The sequence below is a fragment of the Sphingobium sp. B12D2B genome (genome assembly GCF_025961775.1).
In the GTDB taxonomy this organism is placed as follows: Bacteria; Pseudomonadota; Alphaproteobacteria; order Sphingomonadales; family Sphingomonadaceae; genus Sphingobium.
This window is the reverse complement of the sequence record NZ_JAOQOH010000001.1, coordinates 2,473,354-2,485,547: the sequence shown is the minus strand read 5'-3', so window position 1 is coordinate 2,485,547 and position 12,194 is coordinate 2,473,354. Positions and strand designations below refer to the sequence as shown.

7 protein-coding genes are annotated in these 12,194 nt (G+C 63.7%); 4 read left to right on the top strand and 3 right to left on the bottom strand.

Going from position 1 to position 12,194, the window contains the following annotated elements; translation table 11 throughout:
- Positions 1–23 precede the first annotated feature (23 nt).
- The 3 genes from M2335_RS11780 to M2335_RS11770 all read right to left on the bottom strand — a co-directional run bounded on the left by M2335_RS11780 (position 24) and on the right by M2335_RS11770 (position 6,703).
- Positions 24–2,027 carry a right-handed parallel beta-helix repeat-containing protein gene (locus tag M2335_RS11780; RefSeq protein ID WP_264594810.1) on the bottom strand — a complete coding sequence of 668 codons (2,004 nt, stop codon included), beginning with the start codon at positions 2,025–2,027 and terminating at the stop codon, positions 24–26.
- 162 nt (positions 2,028–2,189) lie between these two features.
- Positions 2,190–3,734, bottom strand: a complete 1,545-nt coding sequence (locus M2335_RS11775) for a tryptophan halogenase family protein (RefSeq protein ID WP_264594809.1) — start codon at positions 3,732–3,734, stop codon at positions 2,190–2,192.
- Positions 3,735–3,799: 65 nt separating this feature from the next.
- The gene (locus M2335_RS11770; protein ID WP_264594808.1) at positions 3,800–6,703 is read right to left on the bottom strand and encodes a TonB-dependent receptor; all 2,904 of its coding nucleotides are present in this window, start codon (positions 6,701–6,703) and stop codon (positions 3,800–3,802) included.
- 364 nt (positions 6,704–7,067) lie between these two features.
- Here M2335_RS11770 and M2335_RS11765 point away from each other — a divergent pair, with 364 nt between their 5' ends.
- Genes M2335_RS11765 through M2335_RS11750 form a run of 4 tightly spaced genes read left to right on the top strand, consistent with a single transcriptional unit; the run spans position 7,068 to position 11,863 of the window.
- Positions 7,068–7,754, top strand: a complete 687-nt coding sequence (locus M2335_RS11765; protein ID WP_264594807.1) for a SapC family protein — start codon at positions 7,068–7,070, stop codon at positions 7,752–7,754.
- 13 nt (positions 7,755–7,767) lie between these two features.
- Positions 7,768–8,784, top strand: coding sequence for a cupin-like domain-containing protein (locus tag M2335_RS11760; RefSeq protein ID WP_264594806.1), 1,017 nt, complete (start codon positions 7,768–7,770; stop codon positions 8,782–8,784).
- Between the two features lie 38 nt (positions 8,785–8,822).
- Positions 8,823–9,911, top strand: a complete 1,089-nt coding sequence (locus M2335_RS11755) for an alpha/beta hydrolase (RefSeq protein WP_319801198.1) — start codon at positions 8,823–8,825, stop codon at positions 9,909–9,911.
- Positions 9,908–11,863 carry an NPCBM/NEW2 domain-containing protein gene (locus M2335_RS11750; RefSeq protein WP_264594805.1) on the top strand — a complete coding sequence of 652 codons (1,956 nt, stop codon included), beginning with the start codon at positions 9,908–9,910 and terminating at the stop codon, positions 11,861–11,863. Before M2335_RS11755 ends, M2335_RS11750 begins: the two co-directional genes overlap by 4 nt.
- Positions 11,864–12,194: the final 331 nt, after the last annotated feature.

The following is a 12,194-nucleotide window of genomic DNA, read 5'->3' as shown; positions in this document are numbered from 1 at the left end:
GGCGAAAGGATGGGGAAGGGCGGTCATGGCGCGGTGCCGTCCATCTGGACCCCGGCACGGGCGATGACGGCGCGCGCCTCGGGCGGCCAGGCTTGCCCGTTGACGGCAATATTATTGGCGAGGTGGTTGTTCAGATAGGCTGACCAATTGCCATTGGCCTTTCCGCTGTTGAACCAGTTACCGGTCGCAACATTATCCAAATTGGTTCGGCGCGGCCGGGCATCGTCCTGCGCATTGAGGTTCACCCACAGGCCGACGCCGTCGATGACGTTATTGCGTACGGTGACGTAGCGCGAGCCTTCGTCCAGATAGACGCCGATGCCGCCGGGGACATCATAGATGTGGTTTTCCGCAATCAGCGCGCCCGGATCGGCGGAGAGATGGTAGATGGCGCCGCCGTCCGGAAACCAGCGTTTTACGCCATGAACGCGGTTGCCGAAGATCACCGTGTCGCGCAGGATCGTCGGCTTCTCGTAGATGCGATTGCCGGGCTGATCATAATAGCCGCGCGCCCGCGTCATATACGCGGTGTTGCCGCCGGGATCATTGGTCCCCCAGCCCCAACCGACGTCGATGCCATCATAAGGCGCATCGGACACATCATTGTGCAGGATGAGCGTGGCTGAGGCGTAGGTAACCAGAATGGCGGCCTGCTCGCGATAATCCTGCGACACTGTCTCGATGTGATTGTTGCGGATCAGTATGTCGCGGACGGCCAGCTCCGGTCTGGAGGGATGGTGGGCATCGACGGTCGTTCCCCCAACCATGATCGCGCCGCCGGCCAGCGGGCCGAAGCGCGAGCCGCTGACCTCGATCGACTGCGCGGCAAGCCCGGGGCCGCGCATATTGGCTTCCGGGCTGTTGCCGATGCCGAGCGCGATCTGTCCCAGTTGCGCGAAGGTGACGTTGCGGAACGTGATGCGCCGCGCGGCGGAAATCTGCACAGCGGCGGGCTGCTGGCGCCAGTGGTTGCGTTGCGCCTCGAACGCGGCACAGCCCCAGCTGCAATCGCGAACTGGATCGGCGGGATAATTGGCGATGTCGCCTGCGAGATAACTCCCGCTCTGCTGGCTGGCATAGCCCTCGGCGCTGCTCGGCCCACGCCAGCTTGTGTGGCGGAAGGCCAGCCCCTCGAAGAGAATGTCCGACACCGGCGCCTCCGCGCTCCCGGCGATCGTGATGAGCGCCTCCAGTCGCGGCACGACGATCTTATGGGCCTCGGGCGACTGGCCATCCTGCGGCTTGTGGTAGAGCACGCCTTTCGCCGGATCGGCGTACCAGTCCCCGGCTGCGCGCATGAAGGCGAGGGCATTGGCGATGAAGAAGCGGGCCTTGTTCCCGGAGACCGGCTTTGCGAAGGTATCATAGCCGATCAGATTGTTGCGCCAGCCGGGCTGCTTGAGAAGAATGCGGTCGCCCTCGATCCGGTCGATGACGGCCCGTCGATCGGTGAAAAAGCCGGTGTTCTCCACCTCCATGCGGCTCTGGTCCGGCAAGGTGGCAAGAAAGCGCCATGCCGGATCGACGATTTGGATGCCCCAATCGAAAAAGGCGAAGGCGCTCCGGGGCGCCTCGACAGCGGCGCGATGGGCGAGGCGGCCATCGACCCATAATTGGCGCGGATCGCTGCCCTTGCCGATCGACGCCGTCCAGATGTTGCGGTCGCGGTCGGCGAGCGTCCAACCCTGCACGATCGACCCGCCGGAGAGTGTGGGCTGCGCGCCCGGCGCGGCTTCCCAGCGGACGATATGGCCGGCATGGCCGCCATCCTCCGGGCCAAAGTGCAACGGCGCGTCGAGGGAATAAACGCCGTCGGCGAGCTGGACGGTGACGGGCCTGTCGCGGTTCAGGCGCCGCACGGACGCCTGCGCCTGCATCAGCGTGCCGAACGGGCGTGCGGCGCTGCCATCGCCTGTCTCGGTCCCGAGCGAAGCAACATGCAGCACGGCCGGCTCGGCGTCTGGCCGGGGCGATATCTGCACATTGGCGAAGGCATCTTCCGAGTTGGGTGCGCCTCGCGCAGGCATTGCGGGGATGACGGGCGCAGGCGGCAATTGCGCGGCGACCATACACGGCCATGCGCTGGTCAATGCGATCAGGATGCGAAGTGGTGGAAGAAAGGTAGCGCTACCCAATAAGCGTGGGACGTGGGGCTGAATGCCGGAAGCCTGTCTCATGCCCCCAAAAGCTCAGACGGGCTGGAGGCCGTAGTCGCGAATCTTGCGCAGCAGGTCGCGATGGCGCGGGAGGCTGGTCCGTAGCCGGTCGGTCTGGCGGCTGTTCTCGCGGATCGCCTGCATGGCGAGGGCAGCCTCCGGCGTCAGCGTTTCGGGTGCGACTTCTGTGCGGAAGCCCATGCCGTACAGCACATATTGGTAGCTCGCGGCGGGGAAGACCTCTTCGATGCGGTCGAACTCGTCATGGAACCAGGGCGACTGGTAGCGCCAAAGGTGCAGCAGGTCCGCCAAGCGGTCCGGGATGGTCTCCGGCAGCAGATTGTCCCGCCAGAAGGCGCTGTCGGTGCGCTTGGTCAGCACATAATGCAGCTTGAGAAAATCGATGATCCGGCCCCAGCGATAGCTGGTGGTCTCGTTGAAGCGTCGGGCGATGATGTCCATCACCTCCCGGCAGGCCGGCATTTGCTCGGCGATCATCTTGGCGGAGAGTTCCACCAGCACGATGGCGGAGGCTTCCAGCGGCTCGAGGAAACCGGCGGCGATGCCCACCGCCACGCAATTGCGCTTCCAGAAGATTTCCCTGTGACCTGAGCGGATGTCGATCTTCCGCAATGGCAAATCCGCGCCTGCCGGACCGATATATGCGCGCAGCTCGCGCTCGGCCTCGTCCTGCGTGATGTGGCGGCTGGAATAGACATGGCCGATGCCCCGGCGGGAGGGCAGGCCGATATCCCAGATCCAGCCGGCGCTTTGCGCGGTGGAGATGGTGTGCGTCGCGACCGGGCTGCTCTCGCTCTCATAGGGCAGTTGCACGGCCAGCGCGGTGTCGCAGAACAGGATGTCACCGCAGTCCTTGAACGGCACGCCCAGCGCATCGCCCAGCAACAGGCTGCGAAAACCCGTGCAGTCGATGAATAGATCGCCTTCGATCTCGCCGGCCTGCTCCGTGTCGATGGCGCGGATGTCGCCATCCTCCGCCAGCAGCACTTGCCGTACATCGGCCAGCACATGGCGCACGCCCAAAGTCTCGCAGCAATGGCGCTGCAGGAAGGGCGCAAACTTTCCGGCATCAAGATGATAGGCGTAGTTGGCGGCGCCTTCATACTCAGCCGTGGTGATGGATTTGGGCCCTAAATTCTCGTCGCAGATCACGCCCTGCGGACACACGGTGTCGCAAAAGCTCTGGCCTTTTCCGTTGGCGAGCCAGTGGGGGACGAGATTGACCCGGGCAAAACCTTCCGGGAGAACGAGCGGGTGATAATAGCCGTCGTCCGCCGCGCCCGTGGTCCAGCGGTTGAAGCGCGCGCCCTGTTTGAACGCCGCATCGCATTCGCGGAAGAAGTCGGTTTCGGATACGCCCATGGTCTTGAGCGTCGAGCGCAAGGTGGGCCAGGTGCCTTCGCCAACCCCGATGATCGGCGTGTTCGGCGATTCCACCAGCGTAACGGTGAAGCTGTGCGGGATGCGGCCGCGATGTCTCGCTGCGATGATCCCAGCCGTCAGCCACCCGGCGGTGCCGCCGCCGACGATCACGATATTCTTGACCGGATGAACCATGACCACTCACATGAACGATGCGGGGGAGCGCAGGAGTGCGCTCCCCCGGCAAGAAGTCAACCCGATCAGTACTTCACGCGGACACCGGCCGAGAAGCGGCGCCCGTAGGAGAAGACATCCAGCGTCTGATTGCTGAACCGCCCATGCGTGCTGTAGGTCGAATTGTTGAGGTTGTTGGCCTCGACAAAGACCGTCGCGAAAGGCGTGACGTCATAGCTGGCCGAGGCATCGATCTGCAGTTGTTGATCGACATAGACCGGCTCCGCACCGAAGGTACCGCCCTGATCCTGACCGAGCCGGACCAGATATTCGTCACGCCAGTTGAGGGCGCCACGGATCTGGAAACCGTCCTTGTCATAGAAGGCGATCAGGTTGGCCGACTTGGCAAGGCCGGTGATCGAGAAGGCCGAGCCGTCCGTGCTGGTGGGATCGTAATTGCGGTTGCTCCACGGGAAGGTGGCATTGGCCTGGAAGCCGAAGCCGCTCTCGCCAAAGACGTGCTGCACAGCGATTTCCACGCCCTTCACGGTCGCTTCCGGCCCGTTGACCTGGCTGTTCACGTTGAAGCGCGCAATCCGGCCGGTGCTGGGATCGATCGCATCGTCAATCGACTGCACCGACACACCGCCGACCACGAAGTTGGTGATGTGCTTGAGGTAGAAGTTGGCCGAAACATAGGAGTTGCGCTGATAGTACCACTCTGCCGCCGCATCGAAGTTATCGGAGAGATACGGCTTGAGATCGGGGTTACCGCCACTGGCCGAGAGGCTGCCCACGCGCAACGTTCCCAGCGTGACGGTGGGACGCAGCGCGGCGAGGCCCGGACGGGTCAATGTCCGCGAGGCACTCATGCGCAGCAGCAGGTTGGGCATCACCTCCAGCTTTGCATCGAGGCTGGGCAGGAGGAAGGTGTAGTTGGAACTGCGCGAGATGGTCGTCGGATCGGAGAAGCCGTTGGTCCCCAGGGCCGGGTTCGGCTGGATGAGGGTCGGATCGCCCGACGGGATCGACAGGCCCAGCAGACGGCGCCCGATCGCGTTCGAGGTCAGATGCGTGCCTTCATGCCGCAGACCGGCCGTCAGGCTGAACGGCATGCCGCCCAGATCGGTGTCGAAGGTCGCCCGGAAGAAGATGGCATAGGTCTTCTCGCGGATTTCATACACGCTGGCCGGATCGAGCGTCGGTGCCACCGATCCACCCGAGGCTTCGAGCAGCTTGTAGACCTGATACGGGTCATAGACGATGACCGAAGGCCCGAGATTGCCCTGATAACCGGGGATCCAGTTCGCGGTGCTGATGATGCCCTGATAGACGCTGGCCGGCAGTGGCGCGATGCCGCCGCTTGATCCGCCGGGGCGACCGGAAGGCGTGCCATAGCCTGAGCGGCTGGCGAACACGCCGTTGCTGAACGTGCTGGTGTTCTCGCCGTACAGCTTGTCTTCCATATACTGGCCACCGAAGGCCAGCTTGACGTTGTCCTGATCCCAGCGGAGCACGGCCCGCAATTGCTTGACGGTGTCCGCATTGTAGGGCGCGCCGCGCACGATCACGTGCGAACCGATCACGCTCGTGTCGGTAAAGCGCGAGACATTGCCCGCCGGGCCGATGTCGTGGATCTGTGGCAGATAGTCCTTGCTGGGGCCGAGGATCGTGACGCCGGTATTGGCCCCCAGGATGGTGGTGCCGCCAGCATTGGTGCCACCGTAACCGATGTCCATGCTGTCATTATAGCCGTTCCGACCCGGATTGCGGGTGCTGCGGGAAATGAAGCCGTCAACATCCAGCTTGAGATTCTCGCTAACATCCCATTTGACGTTCGCGCCAAAGGTGTTGGTCTCGAGAATGGTGCGGGTGTAGTTGGCGTTGAAATCCATCGGCGTGCCGAACTGCGAGAAGTCGACGACCGTGCCGTTCTCGTCATACTTCACGTTGCGCAGGTCGCTGCCGTTGAACCAGGCGGCATAGCCGAACGCATTGCTGTGCACGGTTTGGCGGCTGAAATTGTCATCGACCGTGATCAGCAGATTGTCCGAAGGCTGCCACTGCAGGGCGATGCGCGCATCGAGGCGCTCGTCCTTGGTGTGGATCTGCTCGATGCCGGTCTGCTGCGGAAACCAGTTCAGCACCGAATTGCGATTTGAGGGCGTCGCCCAGGCGGCGCTGGTCGGATCGCTGGTCGGTGTGCAGGTCGGCACATTCGGGCCGGCCTGGCAGGGCGCGAAATTGGCGCCGATCCAGCCCGGTACGAACACGCGGTTGGAGGTGGTGTCCGTGCGCTTGTAGTTGACGTTGCCGAGAATGCCGATGGTGTCATCGGCGAATGTGTTGGAGATCAGCAGGCCGGCAGACGGCGTCACATCCTTGCTGCGCGACTGGTACGAGCCGGAGGCGCGGCCGATGACCTGGAAACCCGGACGGTCGAACGGCTTGGGCATCTCCACATTGATGAAGCCGCCGATGGCGCTGGTGGAGAGTTCGACATTGGGCGTCTTGTAGACGTTCAGCCGACCGACGAAGTCCGAGCCGATGGTCGTGAAGTCGACGCCGCGGTTGCCGATGGCAGTGGAAATGTGGCGGCCATCGACCAGCGTGTCGATGAAGTCGCCGCCAAAGCCGCGGATGGTGACGCCGTCCGCCTCGCCACGGCGACCGTTGCGCTGCACGGAGACGCCGGGCAGGCGCTGCAGGGCGGCCGCGACGTTAGGATCGGGGAACTTGCCGATGTCCTCGGCCGAGATCGCTTCCACGACGCCGGCGGACTCGCGCTTGATGTCGAGATTCTGCTGGAGCGAGGCGCGGTAGCCGGTGACGATGATGTCTTCAGTCGATGCGCTCTGGGGCGCTGCGCTGCTTTGGGCCATCGCCGGTGCCGAGACGATCAGCGCCAGGGCACTGGGGGCGCCGAGCAGGACCGCCTTGAGAATTGCAGGACGATTGAGATAATCGAAGTTAGGCTGAATGCCTTTCATAACCCCCTCCACTTGTAATCATCGAACGGCTCCGCTGACCGGTTTCCCGGACAGAAGACGCCACGAAACGGCATTGCTGCCGCCGGTTTTCACATGATGCGGATAAAGTGGTCCCTTGTCGGCGTGACACGTCACGCTTACACCCTCTCCAGACATCGTGTTTTTCTATGCTTGAACGTTAGTGCGAAAAGGTAGCGCTATCAAGCTCAAATTTTCGGTGTATATATGGCCCACCAAAGGGCTGGATTATCGACCGAAAACGTCCGATTCCTGCGGTGGATTGCAGCGATTGGACTCGCGGTGCGGAGAACGGCGTCAAGAAGCGCGCTCCCGCCATCGCAATAAAAATGAGGAGAGGGATGGCATGGAAGCAGCACTCGAAATTCTGGATTCGCAGGCCCATCGGCACCTGCGTTTAGGCGCGATTTCGCCGGAAACGCGCAACTTCGTTCCGGTCCTGCCGTCGGAATTTGCGGCTGCTGCGGCGGTTTGCCCGATTCTCTTCGCGAAGAACCCGGAAACCGGCGCCTTCTATGTCGGTGCCCTGTTCGGCTTCAAGGAAGGCGAAAATCTGCTGGTCGACTCGCATTCCGGCAAGGCGCCTTTCCGCTCGCTCGATGAGCAGCGGGAGGCCTTTTTCGTCTCCGGCGAGAATATCGCGATCGACCGGGCCAGCCCGCGCCTGAGCGAAGTGTCCGGCGAGCCTTTGTTCGATGAAGATGGCGGGGCGACATCGACCACGCGGCATATGCAGCGGTTGCTCGGGCAGATCGTCGCCGGCCAGCAGGAGGCCGAGCGCTTCATCGCCACGCTCAACCGTTTGGGGATCATTCAGCCGATCGATATCTCGCTGCGGTTCGACGATGGCGAAACCATTGAGTTGGCGGGCTTATACACGGTCAGCCTCGATCGGTTGCACGATCTTGACGATGCCAGCGTGCTGGCGCTGTTCCGCAACGGCGATCTTCAATTGGCCTATTGCGTCGCCGCTTCGCTCAAGCAGGTTCCGGTGCTTGCCGAGCGTCGCAACCAGATGACGCAGGCCGGCTGATCGGAGAAGCTCGATGGCCGCCGCCATTGCCGAACTGGACCGGGATGCACTCACCGGCGCGGAGGCGTTTCGGCGCCTGCTGGTCGAGCCCTGCCAGCCTGCGGTCGTTCGCGGCCTGTGCGCCGATTGGCCAGTCGTCCGGGCAGCCGCGCAGGCGGACGGTGCGCTCGCGGACTATCTGGACCGCTTCGCCACAGACCGGCCGGGAGAAATCTTCGTCGGCGCGCCCGACATTGCCGGGCGCTATTTTTACGACGATGGCCTGGAGGGCTTTAATTTCGAGCGGCGCGAAGTGCCTCTGCGCGAGGGCTTGCGGGAGATAATGGCGCGCGCCGAAGCCCCCGGCGATGGCACGGTGTATATGGGCTCGCTGCCGGCCAGCAGCTATGTGCCGGGCTTTGAGGCGGATAATGCCCTGCCATTCATGCCGCAGGGCGTGGTGCCGCGCATCTGGCTGGGCAACGCATCCCATGTGAGCTGCCATTACGATACGTTCGAGAATCTCGCTTGCGTGGTGGCGGGCCGACGATGCTTCACGCTGTATCCGCCCGATGCGATTGGCGACCTGTACGTCGGGCCGATCGACCGCACCTTGTCCGGTCCGCCCGTCAGTCTCGCTGCTTCGGCGTCGGAGGGCGATCCCCGTTACCCCCGCATGGCGCAGGCCCGCGCGCGGGCCATGACGGTCGAGCTTCTGCCGGGAGACGCGCTCTACCTCCCCAAATTGTGGTGGCATCAGGTGGAGGCGACCGCACCCTTCAACATGCTCGTCAATTACTGGTGGGATGCCTTCTCCGCCGGCCCGGATGCGCCGATGACGGCGATGATGCTGGCGATGATCGCCATCGCCGAGCGTCCGGCGGCTGAGCGGGAAGCATGGCGCGCCTATTTCGACCATTATGTCTTTCAGCGCGACGGGCATCCGCTTGCCCATCTGCCGGAGGCGCAGCGCGGGTTGTTGGGGCGGCTGCGGCAGGGGAATTACGCGCGCATCCGGGCGCTCGTCATGCAGCAACTGCGCGGTGGCTGACTGGCTGCCGCTGATAAACACCAAAACAGGAGGATGGGATGACTATGAAGACAAGCGCAATTCATGCGGCCCTGCTGGCAGGTCTGTGCCTGGCTATGCCTGCCGCGCCGGCTCTGGCGCAGGTTGCCACCAACGCGCCAGCGCCGGTGCCGGGCGCGCCGAAGGTGACGCTGGAGCGTATCAAGGTCCATTCCCCGGCCATCGCAGGGAATCTGGAAGGCGAATCCGGTGACCGCGATGTTATCGTCGTCCTGCCGCCCAGTTATGCCGCCAACCGGACCAAACGATATCCGGTCGTCTACGCTCTGCACGGCTATTCCATCGGTGCTGAGCAATGGATCGGCGAAATCCATGTGCCGCAAGTGATCGAGGGTGCGCTGGCCAAGGGCGCGCAGGAGATGATCCTGGTCTTCCCGGACAGCAAGACCATTCACAATGGCTCGATGTACTCAAGCTCGGCGACAACCGGCGACTTCGAGCGGTTCATCTCCCACGATCTCATCGCCTATATCGACAGCCACTATCGCACGCTGGCGAACCCGCAGAGCCGGGGCCTCGTCGGCCATTCCATGGGCGGCTATGGCGCGGCACGGATCGGCATGAAGCACGCCGATCAGTTTGGGGCGCTCTATCTGATGAGCCCGTGCTGCCTGTCCGCGCGCGATGCCTTTGCGCTGGATGAGACGGGGCTGGCGCAGATCGCGGCGGTCAAAGCTCCCGCTGATTCGGCCAACCTGCCATTCCCGCTGCGGGCGCAGCTTGCGGTCGGCGCGGCCTGGTCGCCCAACCCCAAGAAGCCGCCGCTCTATCTCGATCTCCCAAGCGGCGATGAGGCGCAGCGCAATGCCATTCTGGCAAAATGGGCGGCCAATGCGCCATTGGCCTTTGTCGACCAATATATCGGTGCGCTCAAAGGCTATGCCGCGATCGCGATGGACGTCGGTGATCAGGATAGTCTCAAGACCGACACCGAGACGCTGCACAAGGTCCTCGATTCCTACGGCATCGCGAACAGCTTCACCCTGTACGAGGGCACGCATACCAGCCATGTCGCGTTCCGATTCCAGGACCATGTGCTGCCGTTCTTCAGTACGCATCTGGTTGCCAAAGCCGGCGCGGCCCGATGACCCTCAGACATGCGTCCCGTCTGTGGCTGGCGGTAGGGGCGGCAGCGGCGGCGTTGGCAGCGATCCAAGCTGGCGCCCAGACAACCCCCGCCGCGTCGCCGGATGCCGCCCGCAGCGCTATGGTTGATCCGCTGGCGCCCACGGGGCGCTGGAGCATCTACAGCGGCGGGCATGCACCGCTGCCGCCAATGGGCTGGAACAGCTGGAACGCCTTCACCAGTGATATCGATGAAGCCAAGCTGATGGCCTCGGCCCGGGTAATCGTGGAGAGCGGCCTCGCCGCAAAAGGCTATCGCTACATCAACATCGATGATGGCTGGTGGCTCAAGCGCCGCCAGCCGGATGGGCGGATGCTGATCCGGACCGAGACTTTTCCCTCGGCGGCGATCGCAGGCGGCGGCAACAGCTTTCGGCCGCTCACCGACAAGCTGCACGCCATGGGCCTCAAGGCCGGCATTTATTCCGATATCGGCCGCAATTCCTGCGGGCAGGTGTTCACATCGACCTTCCCCAACCAGCCCGAAGGCACGGTGCTGGAGCGCGAAGTGGGCCTTTACGGCCATGTCGATCAGGACATCGCGCTCTACTTCAAGGAATGGGGCTTCGACCTCATCAAGGTCGACGCCTGCGGTATTCGCGGGCTGCCACCCAGCGACCCGCGCGTGAAGGCAGGGCAATATCGCGGCCTCCATCCGCTGATCGACGTGGAGTCGCTCGGGCGTACCGACATTCCGGCCGTCAAGGCGCTGTATGACGAGGTGCGGCAGGCGCTGGAGCGACATAATCCCGACCAGGATTATGTTTATTCGCTGTGCCTGTGGGGATCGGCGGACTCGCGGGCATGGTCCCGAACGGTCGGCAACATGTCGCGCACCAGCGAGGATATCTTCCCCACCTGGAGCCGGATGCTGCACAATCTCGACAGCGTCGCGCATCGCCCGCTTTATGCTCACCCCGGCTCCTGGAACGACCCCGACATGCTGTTCGTCGGCACCGGGGACTTCGACATGACCAACCCCGTCCGTGCGCGCTCGCACATGGCGCTGTGGGCCATGGTCAATGCCCCGCTGATCATCGGCTATGATCTGCGCAAGGCCTCGCCGCAGATGCTGGCGATCCTCGGCAATGAGCGGATCGTCGCGCTCAATCAGGACCCCGCAGGCAATCAGGCGGTGCTCGCCTTCGATTCGCAGGACGTGCAGATCTTCGTGAAGGCGCTTGCCGATGGCGACAAGGCGGTCGCGGTTTTCAACCGCACGGCAGCGCCCGCCAAGGCGGTGCTGACGGCGGATCATCTGAAGTTCGCGACCAGTGCGCCGGTCAGGCTGACCGATCTCTGGCAGGGCGCAGACCGCCAGTTCACCGGCGAGCAAGCCCTCGACCTCGCGCCCTATGAGACGCTGATCTTTCGTGCAAAGGGCGCGCGGAGGCTCGTTGGCGGGCTTTATCTTTCCGAGCAGCCGTCACGGGTCAATCCTGCGGAGGATGGGGTGGTCGTGCCGGAGGCGGACCCGCAGGTGCATCGCGGACTGCTCCCCTGGCGCGGGACCAAGGGTGGAGGCGAGCGCACGCAATATGGCGGCTGGGGCGGGGCACGGCTGGACCAGACGCCGTTCGGGCAGGCGCTATCCGTTGCCGGCACGCATTTCGAGACCGGCCTTGGCATTCTCGCCAATTCGCGGGTGGAGGTGCGCAATGAAGGGTTCCGGCGCTTCGTCGCCTCCGTGGGAGTGGATGACTCCGCGCGCTCCCGCCAGCAGCCGGTGACATTCTTGGTCTACGGCGATGGCAAGCTGCTCGCGCGCTCCAGGCCGGCCCAAGCGGGAGAAGCGGCGCAGTCGTTCGATGTCCCCGTTGACGGGGTCCGCATCATTGAGCTGGTCGCCCGGACGGCGCAGGCTGAGCGCTTTCCCGACCCGGTGACCTGGGGTGATGCGGCGCTGATGGAATAGGCGCCGACACGCTACCACGAGGCATGCCTTCGCTCTCCTCGCCGAGCGATAAGGACCATCCCGCCCGTTCGTCGGTCATCGCATTTCTGTGCGCCTGCATCGCCGAGTTGAGTCGGCGCAAAGTCGTCCTGCCGCACGATCCACTCTGGTTACCGGTGGTTAACGTGGGGGGAGGGGAACCGTTCATCTATGCGCAAGGTTCCCCTGAACACGCAGGAACTCGTGGTGCTTCCTGCGCCGCATTGAAAGGTTCGGAGAGTTCATGACGGAGGGGTTTCTGACAGTCGAATACGCACCTCGCGAGCGGCGGTCGGATGATGCTGCGATCCTG

Coding starts and splice junctions, on each gene's coding strand:
- M2335_RS11780 (WP_264594810.1), bottom strand. CDS start 2,027: ATGCCTGCGCGAGGCGCACCCAACTCGGAAGATGCCTTCGCCAATGTG.
- M2335_RS11775 (WP_264594809.1), bottom strand. CDS start 3,734: ATGGTTCATCCGGTCAAGAATATCGTGATCGTCGGCGGCGGCACCGCC.
- M2335_RS11770 (WP_264594808.1), bottom strand. CDS start 6,703: ATGAAAGGCATTCAGCCTAACTTCGATTATCTCAATCGTCCTGCAATT.
- M2335_RS11765 (WP_264594807.1), top strand. CDS start 7,068: ATGGAAGCAGCACTCGAAATTCTGGATTCGCAGGCCCATCGGCACCTG.
- M2335_RS11760 (WP_264594806.1), top strand. CDS start 7,768: ATGGCCGCCGCCATTGCCGAACTGGACCGGGATGCACTCACCGGCGCG.
- M2335_RS11755 (WP_319801198.1), top strand. CDS start 8,823: ATGACTATGAAGACAAGCGCAATTCATGCGGCCCTGCTGGCAGGTCTG.
- M2335_RS11750 (WP_264594805.1), top strand. CDS start 9,908: ATGACCCTCAGACATGCGTCCCGTCTGTGGCTGGCGGTAGGGGCGGCA.